This window comes from Streptosporangium sp. NBC_01469 (assembly GCF_036227305.1).
In the GTDB taxonomy this organism is placed as follows: Bacteria; Actinomycetota; Actinomycetes; order Streptosporangiales; family Streptosporangiaceae; genus Streptosporangium.
This window is the reverse complement of record NZ_CP109465.1, coordinates 1-17,474: the sequence shown is the minus strand read 5'-3', so window position 1 is coordinate 17,474 and position 17,474 is coordinate 1. Positions and strand designations below refer to the sequence as shown.

At 65.3% G+C, this 17,474-nt stretch carries 11 protein-coding genes, 2 tRNA genes and 3 rRNA genes; 11 read left to right on the top strand and 5 right to left on the bottom strand.

Translation table 11 applies throughout. The annotated features are described in order from the left end of the window. The 3 genes from OG587_RS00080 to OG587_RS00070 form a co-directional block, all read right to left on the bottom strand. Positions 1-1,005, bottom strand: a complete 1,005-nt coding sequence (locus OG587_RS00080; RefSeq protein WP_329085633.1) for an endonuclease/exonuclease/phosphatase family protein — start codon at positions 1,003-1,005, stop codon at positions 1-3. Positions 1,006-1,165: 160 nt separating this feature from the next. After that, positions 1,166-1,711 carry an NUDIX hydrolase gene (locus OG587_RS00075; RefSeq protein WP_329085632.1) on the bottom strand — a complete coding sequence of 182 codons (546 nt, stop codon included), beginning with the start codon at positions 1,709-1,711 and terminating at the stop codon, positions 1,166-1,168. Further along, positions 1,708-3,030 (bottom strand): zinc-dependent metalloprotease, encoded by a 1,323-nt coding sequence (locus tag OG587_RS00070; protein ID WP_329085631.1) that lies wholly within the window; start codon positions 3,028-3,030, stop codon positions 1,708-1,710. Before OG587_RS00070 ends, OG587_RS00075 begins: the two co-directional genes overlap by 4 nt. A gap of 79 nt (positions 3,031-3,109) precedes the next feature. Here OG587_RS00070 and OG587_RS00065 point away from each other — a divergent pair, with 79 nt between their 5' ends. From OG587_RS00065 to OG587_RS00030, 8 genes are all read left to right on the top strand, one after another. After that, positions 3,110-4,183, top strand: a complete 1,074-nt coding sequence (locus OG587_RS00065; protein WP_329093680.1) for an NAD-dependent epimerase/dehydratase family protein — start codon at positions 3,110-3,112, stop codon at positions 4,181-4,183. Positions 4,184-4,300: 117 nt separating this feature from the next. Beyond that, a complete protein-coding gene (locus tag OG587_RS00060; protein ID WP_329085630.1) occupies positions 4,301-4,726 on the top strand; it encodes a molybdenum cofactor biosynthesis protein MoaE in 426 nt (141 codons plus the stop codon). Between the two features lie 68 nt (positions 4,727-4,794). Beyond that, positions 4,795-5,841, top strand: coding sequence for a YlbL family protein (locus OG587_RS00055; RefSeq protein ID WP_329085629.1), 1,047 nt, complete (start codon positions 4,795-4,797; stop codon positions 5,839-5,841). A gap of 300 nt (positions 5,842-6,141) precedes the next feature. Then, the gene (locus OG587_RS00050) at positions 6,142-9,087 is read left to right on the top strand and encodes a UPF0182 family membrane protein (RefSeq protein ID WP_329085628.1); all 2,946 of its coding nucleotides are present in this window, start codon (positions 6,142-6,144) and stop codon (positions 9,085-9,087) included. A gap of 74 nt (positions 9,088-9,161) precedes the next feature. After that, a tRNA-Met gene (locus OG587_RS00045) sits at positions 9,162-9,235 on the top strand. Positions 9,236-9,640: 405 nt separating this feature from the next. After that, on the top strand, positions 9,641-9,976 hold the full coding sequence (locus OG587_RS00040; RefSeq protein ID WP_329085627.1) for a hypothetical protein: 336 nt from the start codon (positions 9,641-9,643) through the stop codon (positions 9,974-9,976). Positions 9,977-10,055: 79 nt separating this feature from the next. Further along, positions 10,056-10,132, top strand: a tRNA-Met gene (locus tag OG587_RS00035). A 165-nt stretch (positions 10,133-10,297) separates the two neighbouring features. After that, the gene (locus tag OG587_RS00030) at positions 10,298-10,726 is read left to right on the top strand and encodes a PH domain-containing protein (protein WP_329085626.1); all 429 of its coding nucleotides are present in this window, start codon (positions 10,298-10,300) and stop codon (positions 10,724-10,726) included. 122 nt (positions 10,727-10,848) lie between these two features. On the opposite strand, the gene OG587_RS00025 is transcribed toward OG587_RS00030, so the two are convergent. Then, positions 10,849-11,082 carry a hypothetical protein gene (locus OG587_RS00025; protein ID WP_329085625.1) on the bottom strand — a complete coding sequence of 78 codons (234 nt, stop codon included), beginning with the start codon at positions 11,080-11,082 and terminating at the stop codon, positions 10,849-10,851. A 53-nt stretch (positions 11,083-11,135) separates the two neighbouring features. Then, entirely contained in the window at positions 11,136-11,546 is a 411-nt protein-coding gene (locus OG587_RS00020) for a hypothetical protein (protein ID WP_329085624.1), read from the bottom strand. 650 nt (positions 11,547-12,196) lie between these two features. Between OG587_RS00020 and OG587_RS00015 the strand changes: the two genes are divergently transcribed. The 3 genes from OG587_RS00015 (at position 12,197) to rrf (ending at position 17,473) form a co-directional block, all read left to right on the top strand. Continuing rightward, positions 12,197-13,720, top strand: a 16S ribosomal RNA gene (locus OG587_RS00015). A gap of 427 nt (positions 13,721-14,147) precedes the next feature. Then, positions 14,148-17,274: ribosomal RNA gene (locus tag OG587_RS00010) — 23S ribosomal RNA — on the top strand. Positions 17,275-17,356: 82 nt separating this feature from the next. Next, positions 17,357-17,473, top strand: a 5S ribosomal RNA gene (gene rrf / locus OG587_RS00005). Together the 16S, 23S and 5S rRNA genes form the textbook arrangement of a ribosomal RNA operon. The last annotated feature ends 1 nt before the right edge of the window (position 17,474 follow it).

The following is a 17,474-nucleotide window of genomic DNA, read 5'->3' as shown; positions in this document are numbered from 1 at the left end:
TCAGGACGGGGGCAGGCGCAGGTCCGCGAAGACCGCCCGATGGTCGGTACCGGGAACGGTGTGCACGCTGACCGCGTTCACCCCCACCCGCAGGTCCGCCACGACGTGGTCGATCGTGATCAGCGCCGGGACGCGCTTGTTGACCGGCCAGGTGGGGGTGAGGCCCTCCCCGGCGCTGTCGGCCGCGTCCAGATAGCCGCGGCTCAGGAAACGGCGCATGGCCGCGTGGTCGAGGCTGGCGTTGAAGTCGCCCGCGAGGATGCGGATCGTGTCGGGCGCGGCGGAGGGCAGGGCGTCCAGCGCCGCCGTCCAGTCGTACACCTGCCTGCCCAGCGGCGGGAAGGGATGCACGTCGACGATCTCGACGGGCATGGCGCCGGGCACGGTCATCGACGCGGCGGGCATGTTGTGCCCGATCGCCTCGAACAGGTTCTTCCTGGCGGTCAGCGGATACCGCGAGTACAGGCCGCTGCCGCCGGCGCTCCACTCCGGCTCCAGCACCTGGTACGGCATGATCTTCTCCAGCCCGGCCGTCTGGAACTTCTCGACCATCCCCGGGGTCAGCTCCTGGGTGCTGAACACGTCCGGGTCCAGCCGCCTGACCAGGTCCATCACCGCTTCGGGCTCGGCGTGCCCGAACAGCGTGTTGAGCGTCAGCACCCGCAGGGGCGTTCCCACCACGGGATCCCCGGAACGGAGGGCCCTGGGAAGCACGCTGAGGCCGAGCGCCGCGGTGGTGACCAGCGCCACCGCCGTCACCGCCCGGGTGCGGGTCAGCGCGGACAGCAGCACCGGTGCGAGCGAGGCCGCGGCCACGTACGGGGTGCCGGTCATGAGCTGGATGGTCAGCGAGTCGCGTTCGAGCCCGGCCACCCGGGCCATCGCCCAGGCGGCGAACGGGGTCACCGCGGCCCAGGCGAGGGTTTTGGGAATCCTCCGGCGCCGCCGTCGCCGCGCCGGCGGCACGACGGTGCCCCCGGTGCCCTCGGCGCCCCTGTCAGCCACGATGTCCACGCTCACAGTGCCCCGATCCGCTTCGTACAGCCTGATGAGGACGAAGGTATCCGGGGAAAGGTGAGACAAGCGTAAAACGGTCCAACGCCCTCGGGACATGCCCCGAGCAGGCCGGAACCGGTCGCGGAACCGTGCGAAGGCGAGCGTTCGATTACCCGGAGCGCAGGACCTCGCGGGCGCGGCGGGCCAGGCGGCGGGTCGCCTCGTCGGAGAGCTCGGGGATCTCCTCCACCGGGAACCAGCGCAGGTCGAGCGACTCGGCACTGATCACGGCCTCGACGTCGGCGGGGGCGACGGCGCCGTACTCGACGTCGAGGTGGCTGCTGTGCGGCGGGTGGCACCAGACCACGTGCCGGTCGAGCGCGAGCGGGCCCGGCAGCAGCCGCAGGCCCGGGATGCCGGACTCCTCGGTGGCCTCACGCAGCGCCACCGCCTCCAGGGAGGCGTCGCCGCGCTCGCAGTGGCCTCCCATGGGCAGCCACATCCCGGCCTTGGGGTGCAGCGTCAGCAGCACCCGCTCGCCGTCGTGGGAGAGCACCGCGGTCGTGGCCGTCAGGTGGCCGGTGACGCACTCGCGCCACATCGCGTCGTCATTGGCGTGGACGTGCTCCAGGAACTCCTTGCGGAGGATCTCCTCCTCCGCCGTGGGCGCGGTCCACCCCGTGAGCACGTCCTTCGCGTCGGCGCGCAGGCTCACGCGCCGCCGTCCCGGCCACTGTCCCGGCCACCGTCGTCCTCGTGGCCCTTCCCGTCGTCGCCCTCCTCGCCGGGGGCGGCCGGAGGCCGGGTCCCCTCCAGGGACGACAGGTCGAGCTCGGGCTCGCCCCGTACGAACCTCTCGGGGTTGTCGAGGTCGTCGGCGGTGGGCATCAGGTCGGGGTGGTTCCAGACCGCGTCGCGGCCGTCGACGCCCCTGTCGGCCTCCAGGGCCTGCCACAGGGCGGCGGCCTCGCGCAGGCGGCGGGGCCTGAGCTCGAGGCCGACGAGCGTGGCGAAGGTCTGCTCGGCGGGGCCGCCGGTCGCCCTGCGGCGCCGTACGGTCTCCGACAGCGCGGTCGCCGAGGGGAGCTTGCCGTCCGCGGCGCCGTCCACGACGGTACCGACCCAGCCCTCGACCAGGGCGAGCATGGTCTCCAGCCGGGACAGGGCGGCCTTCTGCCGCTCGGTCTCCTCGGGCTTGAGCAGGTTGCCGCCGCTCAGCGCCTGCTGGAGCTGCTCGGGATTGTTGATGTCGAGCCCGCGGAGCTGCTCCTCCAGTGCGGACGCGTCCACCGTGATGCCCCTGGCGTACTCCTCCACGGCTCCGAGCAGGTGCGCGCGCAGCCACGGCACGTGCTGGAAAAGCCGGTGGTGGGCCGCCTCGCGCAGGGCGAGGTAGAGGCGGATCTCCTCGGCGGGGATCTCCAGGCCCTGGCTGAACGCCGCGACGCCGCCGGGCAGCAGGGCGGCGTTGTCCGACAGCGGCAGGCCGATGTCGGTGGAGCCGATCACCTCGAGGGCGAGCGAGCCGACGGCCTGGCCGATCTGCTGGCCGACCATCATGCCGCCCATCTGTTTCATCATCCCCATCAGCGGCCCGGCCATGGCCTGGGCCTCCGCGGGCAGACCGGTGGCGCCGAGCGTGCCGCTCATGGTCTCGACCATGCGGGCGGCGATCGGGTCACAGAGCTTCTGCCAGACCGGGACGGTCTTCTCGATCCACTCGGAACGGCTCCACGCCTGGGGGTTGCTCACCCCGCTCGGCAGGGAGGTGGCCTCGTTGAGCCATAGGTCGGCCAGATTCAGGGCGTCGACGATCTGGCGCCGCTCGCCTTCCATGACACTTGGATCGCCCTCGGCGACCACCACGTGCCGTGCGATGTTCTTCGCCATGTCCCAGTTGACGGGACCTGAGGTCGGCGGAGCGGAGAGCATGTCGGCGAACTGGCGCATTGCCGCTGCGATCTGCTCCGGGTTGCCGAACATGGCGAACGGATTCTCGTTGGGGTCGTTTTCCCGACCTGGCAAGTCAGTCACCGCTCTACCTCGTGCAGGATGGAGGAGTCCACATCCGCCACGTTATCCGTCGCATGGCGGGTCAGTGCAAAGTGAGGACCTGGTGCCTACCTCGAAACGCTCCCGGCCCCCCGTCGTCGCCGTCACCGGCGCCGCCTCGGGCCTAGGCCGTGCCTTCCTCGCGAAGGTCGCCTCGTCTGCGGATTTCCGCAGGGTCGTGGCCATCGACGAGCAGCGTGGTGATGTTCCCGACGTCACCTGGCGGGTCCTCGATGTCCGAGATCCGCTCTTGGCGAACCGCATATCTGATATTGACGTGCTCGTGCATCTGGCGGCCGACTACGCGCTCGACGCCAACCCTGCGGAGCGGCGCGCCTACAATCTGCGAGCGGCCCAGACGGTGCTCACCGCCAGCGCCGCCGCCCGGGTGCGGCGGGTCGTGCTGGTCACCAGCGCGATGGTGTACGGCGCCGTTCCCGACAATCCGGTCCCGCTGCCGGAGGGGTCGCCGGTCGCCGCCGAGCCCGACACGGGCATGGTCGGCGACCATCTGGAGATCGAGGCGCTCGCCCGGCGCTCCCTGCGCAGCCACCCCGGTCTCGGCGTGACCGTGGTCCGGCCCGCCGCCGTGGTCGGCCCCGGCGTCGACAGCGTGGTGACCCGGCACTTCGAGGCGCCCCGGCTGCTGACCGTCAAGGGATGCGACCCCCGCTGGCAGTTCTGCCACGTGGACGACCTCGTCTCGGCCCTTGAGATGGCGGCGCTCGGCACGGTCTCGGGGGTGGTGGCCGTCGGTGGCGAGGGCTGGCTGGAGCAGGAGCAGGTGGAGGAGATCTCCGGGCTGCGCAGGCTGGAGCTGCCCGCCGGGCTGACCTTCGGCACCGCCCAGCGCCTGCACCGCCTCGGCGTCACCCCGGCCCCGGCCGCCGATCTGCACTACGTCGTCTACCCGTGGGTGGTCGACTGCACCGCGCTGCGCGAGGCCGGATGGAAGCCGCTGTGGACCAACGAGGCCGCGTTCGAGCAGCTCCTGGAGCTGCGCGAGGGCAAGCACGCCGTCGTGGGCCGCCGTCTGTCCGGCAAGGAGGCCACGCTCACCGCGGCCGGCGCCACCGTCGCCGTCCTCGGCACCGCGGCGATCGTCCGCGCCGCCCGCAAGAAGCGCCGCACCTGACGTCCGCGCGGGGCGTACGGGCTCGTACGTCCAGGCGGAGGGCGGGGAACCTCGGGGCCCGCCCCCAAGCAGGTACGCGGCCGGAGGTCGTTTCTCCCTGGCGGTACGCTTTGCGGCGTGGATGTCATCCGGTTGCTCGATATTCGCGACAGCGCGCTGTCCGTCGACGAGGTGCTCGCCGCCGTCGGTGACCATGCCGCGGGCGGCACGACCGTCTTCGTCGGCACGGTACGCGAACAGGACCACGGCAAGCCGGTCACGAGCCTGTCCTACTCGGCGCATCCGAGCGCCGTGGACGAGCTTCGCCGGGTGGCCGAGAAGATCGCCACGGACTTCCCCGTGACCGCGCTGGCCGCCGTCCACCGGGTCGGCGACCTGGAACTCGGTGACGTCGCGGTCGTCGTGGCGGTCGCCGCGCCACATCGGGGCGAGGCGTTCGAGGCCTCCCGCAGGTTGATCGACGACCTCAAGAGCCAGGTCCCCATCTGGAAGAACCAGGTTTTCACCGATGGCTCCTCCGAGTGGGTGGGGGCCTGCGAGTGAGATCGGCCGTCGGCGCGGCGGCGTCCGGGTGCGGTTTCATGACCTGTCGTACGGCATAGGCTTTGTCCATGTCCCGACGAGCGCTGACCCTCATGGTGGCGGGCTTCCTCACGCTCATGTTCGCGCTGGTCGGCGGCCTGCTGCCGGTGCCGTACGTCGTGCTGAGCCCCGGGCCGACCGAGAACACCATCGGCGACGTCGACGGCAAGCCGGTGATCAGCGTCGAGGGGCACCAGACGTACCCGACGGAGGGCAAGCTCAGCCTCGTCACCGTCGCCTACCAGGGCGGCCCCGGCACCAGGATCGACCTTTTCAGCGCGCTCAAGGGATGGATCGATCCCGCCATCGCGGTCGTGCCCGAGGAGACGATCTTCCCTCCGGCGACCACCGCGAAGGAGGTCGAGGAACAGAACACCCAGGAGATGACGAACTCCCAGGACGACGCGACCGCGGCGGCGCTGACGGAGTTGAAGATCCCCTACAGCTCGGTCGTGACCGTGGCCTCCACCGAGAAGGGCCTGCCGGCCGACGGGAAGTTCAAGATCGGCGACGAGATCGTCTCGGTGGACGGCACGCCCGTGTCCGACCGCGAGACCGTCTCCGCTTCGGTCCGCAGGCACAAGCCGGGTGAGCAGGTCAGTTTCGTCGTCAACCGGGGCGCCCAGAGCGTGACCGTCGCCGTCCCGACCGCCGCGGGCAAGGACGGTACCCCCATCGTGGGCATCACCATGCGGGTCGGCTACAAGTTCCCCTTCCAGGTCAAGATCAACGTCGGTGACGTCGGCGGGCCGAGCGCGGGGATGATGTTCTCCCTGGGCATCGTCGACAAGCTCACCCCCGGGGCGTTGACCGGCGGCAGGTCCATCGCCGGGACCGGAACGATCACCGCGGAGGGCCAGGTCGGCCCGATCGGCGGCATCCAGCAGAAGATGGTCGGCGCCAGGAAGGCGGGGGCGACGGTCTTCCTGACCCCCGCGGAGAACTGCGCCGAGGCGGTCAAGGCGATTCCGTCCGGCCTCAGGCTGGTCAAGGTCGCGACCCTGCGCGAGGCCGTCCAGGCGGTCGACGCGATCCGCACCGGCTCGGGTTCCGTGCCGAGCTGCCCGGCCGGCTGACCCCCGAACCGGGCGGGCCGACCCCGGAATCGGGCGGAAGAAGAAGCCCGAAAAGCGGGACGCGGCATCCGATTAGGTAAAAAGATCTGGTTTTCCGGTCCCGGACCTCGTCACGGGGCACTCATCAGGGCTCTCGTACGTTGGACCTGTGGACCCGAGACCAGCGGGTGTTGTGGCCGGACCGTGCCCGAAAGGCTGAACGCGACCCAACTCTCGCCGGTGTAGGTTGCCAGACACGGACCGTGCTCTTACGACAAGGGGTTGGCCTTGAGCTTCCGGACCCCCGGAGCCGGCAGGGCAATGCGCTTGCCCCGCCGGCCACGACTGCTAGTTCCCGTCGCGATCGCGCTGGTCGCAATAGTTGCCTTGTTCTTCCTTTTTGCCGGTATTTTCACTGATTACCTTTGGTACGAATCGGTCAATTACACGGCCGTCTTCTCCGGTGTGGTCGTCACGCAGATCCTGCTGTTCGCCGTCGGCGCACTGCTGATGGTCGGGATCGTCGGCGGCAACATGCTGATGGCGTACCGCATGAGGCCGATGTTCGGTCCGGGGATGTTCGGCGGCGCCAGCGGCGCCGACCGGTACCGGATGGCCCTCGACCCGCACCGCAAGCTGATCTTCCTGGTCGGCGTGGCGGTGCTCGGCCTGTTCTCGGGATCGTCCTTCTCCGGCCAGTGGAAGACCTGGCTGGAGTTCATCAACGCGACGCCGTTCGGTGAGACCGACCCGCAGTTCAAGATGGACATCTCCTTCTTCATGTTCACCTATCCATTCATCCGGATGGTGCTGAACTTCCTGTTCGTCGCGGTGGTGCTCTCCGCCCTGCTGGCGGCGGTCGTGCACTACCTGTACGGCGGGTTCCGGCTCCAGTCGCCCGGCGTGCACGCCTCGCGCGGCGCCAGGGCGCACCTGTCGGTGCTGCTCGGCATCTTCGTGCTGCTGAAGGCGATCGCCTACTGGGTCGACCGGTACGGGCTGGTCTTCTCCGACCGGGGATTCCGGCACGGAGCCTCCTACACCGACGTCAACGCGGTGCTTCCCGCCAAGAGCATCCTGGCGATCATCGCCCTGATCTGCGCGGTCCTGTTCTTCGCCGGGGTCGTGCGATCCGGCGGCATGCTGCCCGGCGTCGGCTTCGGCCTCCTGGTGCTCTCGGCCATCCTGATCGGCGGGGTCTACCCGGCCCTGGTCGAGCAGTTCCAGGTCAAGCCGAACCAGCAGGGCAAGGAGCAGGAGTACATCAAGCGCAACATCGACGCGACCCGAAAAGCCTACGACGTCAACGACGCCGAGGTGATCGACTACACGGCTCAGGGTGACCCGAGCAAGGTCAGCGTCACCGCCGACAGCTCCATCTCCGGCGTGCGCCTGCTCGACCCGAGCCTGGTCGCCAAGACCTACCAGCAGAAGCAGCGGATCCGCGGTTACTACGACTTCCACGAGCCGCTCGACGTCGACCGCTACCCCGACGCGAACGGCACGATGCGCGACACCGTCGTGGCCGTGCGAGAGCTCACCGGACCGCCGGCCGAGCAGAACAACTGGATCAACCGGCACCTCGTCTACACCCACGGCAACGGTTTCGTGGCCGCGCCCGGCAACGAGGTCGACTCCGAGGGCCTGCCCAACTTCGACGCCAAGGACATGCCGGTCACCGGCGCCCTGGTGGACCGGACAAAGCTCAAGGAGTCGCGGATCTACTTCGGCGAGGCACCCGGCTCGACCGAGTACGTCGTCGTCGGCGGCACCGGCCAGCAGAAGCAGGAGCTCGACTACCCCGAGAGCGGCGGCACCGGCCAGAAGAACACCACCTACGACGGCAAGGGCGGGGTCCCGGTCGGGTCCTTCCTCAACCGGATGCTCTACGCCGCCAAGTACGGCGAGATCAACCTGCTGCTGTCGGGTGACGTCAACGCGAACTCCAAGATCCTTTACGAGCGCAACCCGCAGGAGCGGATCGCCAAGGTGGCGCCGTTCCTGAGCCTGGACGACAACCCCTACCCGGCCATCGTCGGCGGCAGGGTGGTCTGGATCGCCGACGCGTACACCACGTCCAACGCCTACCCGTACTCCCAGAGCAAGAGCCTGGAGGCGATGACGCGCGACACCATCACCGACCCGCGCCTGGTGGTCCCGCAGCCGCGCGACCAGATCAACTACATGCGCAACTCGGTGAAGGCCATGGTCGACGCCTACGACGGCACCGTCAGCCTGTACGCCTGGGACGAGAAGGACCCCATCCTGCAGACCTGGCGCAAGGCCTTCCCCGGCGTCATCAAGCCGCAGACGGAGATGTCGACCGAGCTCAGGCAGCACCTTCGCTACCCGGAGGCGCTGTTCAAGGTCCAGCGTGACGTGCTCTCCCAGTACCACATCTCCGACCCGAACGCCTTCTACAGCGGCCAGGACTTCTGGAACGTCCCGAACGACCCGTCCGGCGACCGCGACACCAAGCAGCCGCCGTACTACCTGTCGGTCAAGATGCCGAAGACCATGGCGCCCTCGTTCTCGCTGACCACCACGTTCGTGCCGCGCCAGGGGCCCAACCTGGCCGCGTTCATGGCCGTGGACGCCACCCCGGGAGACGACTACGGGAAGCTGCGCATCCTGCGCATGCCGTCCAACACCACGATCCCCGGTCCCGGCCAGGTGCAGAACAACTTCCAGAACAAGTTCTCCGGCGAGCTCAACCTGCTCGGACTCGGTCAGGCGAAGGTCCGCTACGGCAACCTGCTGACCCTGCCGTTCGCCGACGGCCTGGTCTACGTCGAACCTGTCTACGTGGAGATCGCGGCCGCCTCCGGCCAGGAGCCGTACCCGATCCTCCGCCGCGTCCTGGTGGCCTACGGCAGCAAGGTCGGTTCGGCCGACACGCTCAAGGGCGCGCTGGAGCAGGTCTTCGGCGACGGCACCCAGACCGCGCCGCAGCAGGAGACCAAGCCCGGCGAGGCCAAGCCGGAGGAGGCCAAGCCCGCCACCGCGCTGGCCCAGGCCATCGACGAGGCGCAGAAGGCGTACGACAAGGCGCAGGCCGCCCTCCGGGCCAACCCGCCGAACTGGACCGACTACGGCAACGCCCAGAAGGAGCTCCAGGCGGCGCTGTCGAAGCTGAAGGGCACCGAGGCGACGTCGGCCCCCACGCCCACCCCGTCGCCCTCGTCGTCGGGATCCCCGGCGCCGTCGGCGACACCGTCCGCCACACCGGTCCCATCGGTCACACCGACGCCCACACCGAATCCCTAGGAGACGTCCGGGGGCCCAGGGGCATCCGATTCGCGTCCATCACCAAAGCCGGGTATGGTTAAGACATACACCGACGCGGGGTGGAGCAGCTCGGTAGCTCGCTGGGCTCATAACCCAGAGGTCGCAGGTTCAAATCCTGTCCCCGCTACAAAAGAAGGCCCCGGTCGCCGGAAACGGCGACCGGGGCCTTTTGTGTTGCCCTTTTCCTTATCAAGTGCCCGTCTCCTTTCAAATGCCCGTCTCTGAAAGGCCCGTCAGGCCTCTCACCGGGCGCCGCCTACGCCGACGGGTGTAGGGCATTCACCGCCCACGGTCTGACGACCCGGCCACGTGTCCGGGACAACTCTTGAGCCGTACGGGAGACGGCGGGGGTCTCACCCGCCTCTTCCGCCGATTCCAGACTTGAGTCGAGCGGCGAAAGGCAGATGGAATGCACACGGATCCCACATCCGACGGCACCTCGACCGGGGGCAAGGCCGGCCCCGAGCCTGGCCGGTCCGGACCCCGCGGGTCCAGGACACGAGTCGTCCTCGGGGCTGTACTGGCCCTACAGGTGCTTGTGATCGTTTTGCAGGGCCTGACCGCAGGGCAGGTCCTCGGTGGCGCCACGGACGCCCTGAGCCTGCACGGCATGGGTTCCCTGCCCGTCCATGTGCTCGGGCTCGTCCAGCTGGTGACCGCGGTGCTGCTCTGGCGGCCCGGCCGCGGCCCGGTCTGGCCCGCCCTGGCCAGCCTCGTCCTCTTCGTCGGCGGCTTCGCGCAGTCGATGACCGGCGGCGGGGGCATCACCGTCGTCCACGTGCCCCTGGCCCTCGGGCTCATCGCCCTCACCGTGGGCATGCTGGTCTGGGTGATCACACCGCGGCCAGAGTCCCCCCGGGCGGGATAGCGCGAGGCGCGCCACCCCGCGTTCCCGGGCCGATTTGCAGCCGGAGGGGGATTCCGGATACTGTTCAAACACACACCGACGCGGGGTGGAGCAGTTCGGTAGCTCGCTGGGCTCATAACCCAGAGGTCGCAGGTTCAAATCCTGTCCCCGCTACCAATCGGAAGGCCCTGATCTCCCAGAGATCAGGGCCTTCCGCATTTCCGGCCTCCAGCGCCGGGCATCACACCGTCGTACGCGCGGGAAAGGCAAGTCGTACGCGCCGGGCGTACGGGAGGTGCCTGAGCGCGAAAGGTGCCCGAGCCCGAGAGGTAGCGTGCCGCTGTGGCCGAAACATCCGAACCTGTCCTGCGCTGGCGCGTGCGCCGAGACCTCCTCATCATGAAGATCGTCGGCGCGCTCGCCTTCGCGGTGCTCACGGTCCTGACCCTCGGCGACCCTCGGGGGGCGATCTTGGCGGGTGCCGCGTCCGCGATCCTGGCGGCGCTGGCGGTGCGCGACGTCCTCGCTCCGGTACGGCTGACCGCCGACGGCGAGGGCCTCATCGTGGTGAGGGGCTTCGCCGGATCCGAACGGGTGCCGTGGAGATCCGTCGAGCGCATCCGGGTGGACACGCGGACCCGTTTCACCTCGCGTACGGAACTCCTGGAGATCGACACGGGGGAGGGCGTCCACCTCCTCAGCCGGTTCGACCTGGGGGTGCCGTGCCGGCAGGTGGCCGACGAGCTCCGCTCGTTCCGGACGGGTTCGTAGCCTGTCCGGCCCTCGGCGGCCGGGGGCCCGTTCCCGGGCCCGTCCCCGGCTGTGCCCTCAGGCTCCGGGCCGGGGCCCGGCGCCGGTGGGCGGCCGCCGGGCCCCGGCCCGCGATGCGTATCTCAGGCTCTGACCCTCACCCGGCGATGTCTCGGGACGAAACTGGGCTTGGTGCGGCGCACCAGCAGGCTCGCCTTGTAGAAAGCCCAGAAGGTGAGGAAGGCCCCGAAGCAGACCTGCCCGACCCAGGTCCACGTCGAGGTCTCGACGGCCGCGAACATCACTACACCGGTCCAGACAAAGCCGAAGACGCCCACGAGGGTCGCCGCAGCCCAATTCAGCCCTCGCTGCAACATGCCTGGAGTCTTACAGATCTTGGTTCAAGCCCAGGTCAATGACGCGGAACGCCTCATCGTGGGAGGCTACGGCTTGTGCCGGCACACCTCCGCGCGCGAGCCCCGCCGGTGTGCATCGGGGTCGCTCCAAGAGGATTCTCCTCGAGACAGGCCAGCAGTGCCGCCGCGGTGTGGGCGTCGGCGAGGATCCGGTTCACCTCGTCCTCGGATGTCGGGAGCTGGCCGCGCTTGGCGAGCTCGTCGGTGAGGAAGGTCAAGGGCTCCGGGTAGCCGGCCGCCTCCGCGGCGACCGTTGCCCGAGCCGCGGTGAGGAGACGCAGATAGTAGGCGCGGAGGGTCGCCTCTCTCATACGTGCGTCTTCAAGGTCGTTCAGCAGAGACCTGGCAACCCTCAGTAGGTCACCTGGGTGGTCGGCCTCCGCGTCGATGTGCGCGCGGATGTCGTCGAACTCCGAGCGGGTCATGGTGCTCACCTCCACGGCGGAGTCAGGAATCTGACCCTCGCGCCTACTTCGTATCCAGAGTCGATTGCGAATGGCTTGACGTCTGGTTGCGCGCTTCGACTTCCTATGACTGTTTGGGACGCGCGAGCCGCTGGGATGGTTGGCAAGTTGTCTCTGTGACGTGAGAGTCCTGGTAGTGTTCTTTCCGCAGGGCAACGAACCCCCAGGTTTAAACCTCCAGGGGCGGACGAACTGCCCGGCAAAACCCTCTCTCCATCCCGGCAAGCCGGGCGCGTCCGCACGATTGGACAGCGACCGGATGTTGGAGTAAGTTAGAGGGGTTGCCCTGGAAACGGGGTGGTCGCAATCCTAGCGGGTTCGGCGGGTTCGAGTCGAGGGTCGGAAAATCCGACAGTTTGACACGAAACCGGCACTCCCGATAAGATAGTAATACGAAATGGAACGCCCCGGAGTTCTGGTCGGCCGGTTGGTCGGGTCAGGGTGATGGTGTACGCGTCCGTTTCTTGAGAACTCAACAGTGTGTTAAAAGCCAGTGCATGAAGCACAACCCCGTCCTACCACTCTTTTCGGGTGGGGGATGGATTCCTTTGGTTGATTACATCCACCATGTGTGGTGGGTGCTTTCAGCTGGGTAAGGACTGTTCAGACATTGTTTGGAGAGTTTGATCCTGGCTCAGGACGAACGCTGGCGGCGTGCTTAACACATGCAAGTCGAGCGGAAAGGCCCTTCGGGGTACTCGAGCGGCGAACGGGTGAGTAACACGTGAGTAACCTGCCCCTGACTCTGGGATAAGCCCGGGAAACTGGGTCTAATACCGGATATGACACATGACGGCATCGTTGGTGTGTGGAAAGTTTTTCGGTTGGGGATGGACTCGCGGCCTATCAGCTTGTTGGTGGGGTAATGGCCTACCAAGGCGACGACGGGTAGCCGGCCTGAGAGGGCGACCGGCCACACTGGGACTGAGACACGGCCCAGACTCCTACGGGAGGCAGCAGTGGGGAATATTGCGCAATGGGCGAAAGCCTGACGCAGCGACGCCGCGTGGGGGATGACGGCCTTCGGGTTGTAAACCTCTTTCAGCAGGGACGAAGTTGACGTGTACCTGCAGAAGAAGCGCCGGCTAACTACGTGCCAGCAGCCGCGGTAATACGTAGGGCGCAAGCGTTGTCCGGAATTATTGGGCGTAAAGAGCTCGTAGGTGGCTTGTCACGTCGGGTGTGAAAGCTTGGGGCTTAACTCCAGGTCTGCATTCGATACGGGCTGGCTAGAGGTAGGTAGGGGAGAACGGAATTCCTGGTGTAGCGGTGAAATGCGCAGATATCAGGAGGAACACCGGTGGCGAAGGCGGTTCTCTGGGCCTTACCTGACGCTGAGGAGCGAAAGCGTGGGGAGCGAACAGGATTAGATACCCTGGTAGTCCACGCTGTAAACGTTGGGCGCTAGGTGTGGGGACCTTCCACGGTTTCCGCGCCGTAGCTAACGCATTAAGCGCCCCGCCTGGGGAGTACGGCCGCAAGGCTAAAACTCAAAGGAATTGACGGGGGCCCGCACAAGCGGCGGAGCATGTTGCTTAATTCGACGCAACGCGAAGAACCTTACCAAGGCTTGACATCGCCCGGAAACACTCAGAGATGGGTGCCTCTTCGGACTGGGTGACAGGTGGTGCATGGCTGTCGTCAGCTCGTGTCGTGAGATGTTGGGTTAAGTCCCGCAACGAGCGCAACCCTTGTTCAATGTTGCCAGCACGCTCCTTCGGGGGTGGTGGGGACTCATTGGAGACTGCCGGGGTCAACTCGGAGGAAGGTGGGGATGACGTCAAGTCATCATGCCCCTTATGTCTTGGGCTGCAAACATGCTACAATGGCCGGTACAGAGGGTTGCGATACCGCAAGGTGGAGCGAATCCCTAAAAGCCGGTCTCAGTTCGGATTGGGGTCTGCAACTCGACCCCATGAAGTCGGAGTCGCTAGTAATCGCAGATCAGCAACGCTGCGGTGAATACGTTCCCGGGCCTTGTACACACCGCCCGTCACGTCACGAAAGTCGGCAACACCCGAAGCCCGTGGCCCAACCAGCTTGTCTGGGGGGAGCGGTCGAAGGTGGGGCTGGCGATTGGGACGAAGTCGTAACAAGGTAGCCGTACCGGAAGGTGCGGCTGGATCACCTCCTTTCTAAGGAGCACCGGCTTCCATGGCGCAAGCTGTGGGGGTCTACGCCGTGTTCGTGAGCGAACGTCTCACGCTCGGCACGCTCATTAGTGGAGCATTGGCTACTCAACCGGGCCTGACGGCCGGGACCGCTAGTACCGCCCTCCTTGGAGGGAGTGGGAACGGGGTGCCGCGCGGGTGGGACTGGTTGAACACACTGTTGGGTCCTGAGGAAACGGACCATGTTCGGGGCTGCTGCCGGTTGGTGGTGGCCCTGGTGCCTGCCCCGGGTTCGGGGTGGGTGTCTGTTTTGCCTCGTGCGGGGCCGACCTCCTGTCAGACCAGTTCACAGCTGCGCATGTTTTGTGTGTGGTGGTGGGTGTTGGTGGCGGGTGTGGTTTGGTCGCTGTTTGTTGTTTGAGATTTGCATAGTGGACGCGAGCATCTTTGTGGCCAAGTTTTTTAGGGCACACGGTGGATGCCTTGGCATCAGGAGCCGATGAAGGACGTGGGAGGCTGCGTTAAGCCCCGGGGAGTCGCCAACCAGACTTTGATCCGGGGATGTCCGAATGGGGAAACCTAGCACCAGTCATGTGGTGTTGCCTCCGCCTGAATGTATAGGGCGGTTGGTGGTAACGCGGGGAAGTGAAACATCTCAGTACCCGTAGGAAGAGAAAACAATTTAGTGATTCCGTGAGTAGTGGTGAGCGAAAGCGGATCAGGCTAAACCGTAGGCGTGTGATAGCCGGCAGGCGTTGCGTTTGCGGGGTTGTGGGACCCTCTGGGAGGAACTGCCGTTTCTCCAGACAGTTAGAAATCCTTCCGATAGTCGAAGCTTCTGGGAAGTTGCGCCGTAGACCGTGAGAGTCGGGTAGGCGAAATTGGTTGGACTGTTTGAGGGGATCCCAAGTAGCACGGGGCCCGAGAAATCCTGTGTGAATCTGCCAGGACCACCTGGTAAGCCTAAATACTCCCTGATGACCGATAGTGAACAAGTACCGTGAGGGAAAGGTGAAAAGCGCCCCGGTGAGGGGTCGTGAAATAGTACCTGAAACCGTGTGCCTACAAGCCGTAGGAGCGTAAACGAGGTTCGCCTTGTTTGTGATGTGACTGCGTGCCTTTTGAAGAATGAGCCTGCGAGTTATGGTGTGTGGCGAGGTTAACCCGTGTGGGGGAGCCGTAGCGAAAGCGAGTCTGAATAGGGCGTTTGAGTCGCATGCTGTAGACCCGAAGCGGAGTGATCTAGGCATGGGCAGGTTGAAGCGCGGGTAAGACCGCGTGGAGGACCGAACCCACCAGGGTTGAAAACCTGGGGGATGACCTGTGTTTAGGGGTGAAAGGCCAATCAAACTCCGTGATAGCTGGTTCTCCCCGAAATGCATTTAGGTGCAGCGTTACGTGTTTCTTGCCGGAGGTAGAGCACTGGATGGCTAATGGGCCCGACAAGGTTACTGACGTCAGCCAAACTCCGAATGCCGGTAAGTGAGAGCGTAGCAGTGAGACTGCGGGGGATAAGCTCCGTAGTCGAGAGGGAAACAGCCCAGACCACCGACTAAGGCCCCTAAGCGTGTGCTAAGTGGGAAAGGATGTGGAGTCGCAGTGACAACCAGGAGGTTGGCTTAGAAGCAGCCACCCTTGAAAGAGTGCGTAATAGCTCACTGGTCAAGTGATTCTGCGCCGACAATGTAGCGGGGCTCAAGTACACCGCCGAAGTCGTGGCATTCACACATGTACCGAGCCTTTGTGGTTTAGGTGTGTGGATGGGTAGGGGAGCGTCGTGCGGCCGGGGAAGCAGCGGAGTGATCCAGCTGTGGAGGCTGTGCGAGTGAGAATGCAGGCATGAGTAGCGAATCAGAAGTGAGAAACTTCTGCGCCGGATGACCAAGGGTTCCTGGGGCAGGCTAATCCGCCCAGGGTAAGTCGGGACCTAAGGCGAGGCCGACAGGCGTAGTCGATGGACAACGGGTTGATATTCCCGTACCCGCTACGATGCGCCAATACTGAATCCAGTGATACTAAGGGTCCTTAACCCCCTTGAGCCTTCGGGCTTGGGGTGAGGGTGAACGCCTGGCCTGAACTGGTAGTAGGTAAGCGATGGGGTGACGCAGGAAGGTAGCCCAGCCCAGGCGATGGTAGTCCTGGGGTAAGCATGTAGGGAGAACCGTAGGTAAATCCGCGGTTCATGTATCCTGAGATGTGATGCCGAGCCGATTGTGGCGAAGTGGGTGATCCTATGCTGCCGAGAAAAGCCTCTAGTGAGTGTCGTGGCGGCCCGTACCCTAAACCGACTCAGGTGGTCAGGTAGAGAATACTAAGGCGATCGGGTGAACTGTGGTTAAGGAACTCGGCAAATTGCCCCCGTAACTTCGGGAGAAGGGGGGCCTTCGCTGGTGATGAGCTTCGCGCTCTGAGCTGGTGGGGGTCGCAGAGGCCAGGGGGAAGCGACTGTTTACTAAAAACACAGGTCCGTGCGAAGTCGTAAGACGATGTATACGGACTGACGCCTGCCCGGTGCTGGAACGTTAAGGGGACCGGTTAGTGCACTTTGGTGTGCGAAGCTGAGAACTTAAGCGCCAGTAAACGGCGGTGGTAACTATAACCATCCTAAGGTAGCGAAATTCCTTGTCGGGTAAGTTCCGACCTGCACGAATGGCGTAACGACTTCCCCGCTGTCTCAACCGCAGACCCGGCGAAATTGCACTACGAGTAAAGATGCTCGTTACGCGCAGCAGGACGGAAAGACCCCGGGACCTTCACTATAGCTTGACATTGGCGTTTGGAACGTCTTGTGTAGGATAGGTGGGAGACGGTGAAGCTATCACGCTAGTGGTGGTGGAGTCATTGGTGAAATACCACTCTGGTCGTTTTGAACGTCTAACTTCGGTCCGTGATCCGGATCAGGGACAGTGTCTGGTGGGTAGTTTAACTGGGGCGGTTGCCTCCTAAAGAGTAACGGAGGCGCCCAAAGGTTCCCTCAGCCTGGTTGGCAATCAGGTGTCGAGTGTAAGTGCACAAGGGAGCTTGACTGTGAGACCGACGGGTCGAGCAGGAGCGAAAGCTGGGACTAGTGATCCGGCGGTGGCATGTGGAAGCGCCGTCGCTCAACGGCTAAAAGGTACCCCGGGGATAACAGGCTGATCTTCCCCAAGAGTCCATATCGACGGGATGGTTTGGCACCTCGATGTCGGCTCGTCGCATCCTGGGGCTGGAGTAGGTCCCAAGGGTTGGGCTGTTCGCCCATTAAAGCGGTACGCGAGCTGGGTTTAGAACGTCGCGAGACAGTTCGGTCCCTATCCGCTGCGCGCGCAGGAGACTTGAAAGGAGCTGTCCCTAGTACGAGAGGACCGGGACGGACGAACCTCTGGTGTGCCAGTTGTTCCGCCAGGAGCACGGCTGGTTGGCTACGTTCGGAAGGGATAACCGCTGAAAGCATCTAAGCGGGAAGCTCGCCTTGAGATGAGGTCTCCCACCATGAGAGTGGGTAAGGCTCCCGGTAGACGACCGGGTTGATAGGCTGGAAGTGGAAGCGCAGTAATGTGTGGAGCTGACCAGTACTAATAGGCCGAGGACTTGACCACAAAGCAACATGCTTGCATGTCTTGCTCGCGTCCACTACGCAATTCTGAGACAACAAACATTGGTTTGTGTGTTTCATAGGGTTACGGCGGTTATGGCGAAGGGGAAACACCCGGTTACATTCCGAACCCGGAAGTTAAGCTCTTCAGCGCCGATGGTACTGCACCGGGGACGGTGTGGGAGAGTAGGTCACCGCCGGACA

Bases quoted from the DNA above. Each gene is read 5' to 3' on its own strand.
- OG587_RS00055 (WP_329085629.1), top strand. From the start codon at position 4,795: ATGTCCCGACGAGCGCTGACCCTCATGGTGGCGGGCTTCCTCACGCTC.
- OG587_RS00050 (WP_329085628.1), top strand. From the start codon at position 6,142: ATGCGCTTGCCCCGCCGGCCACGACTGCTAGTTCCCGTCGCGATCGCG.
- OG587_RS00025 (WP_329085625.1), bottom strand. From the start codon at position 11,082: ATGTTGCAGCGAGGGCTGAATTGGGCTGCGGCGACCCTCGTGGGCGTC.
- OG587_RS00020 (WP_329085624.1), bottom strand. From the start codon at position 11,546: ATGACCCGCTCGGAGTTCGACGACATCCGCGCGCACATCGACGCGGAG.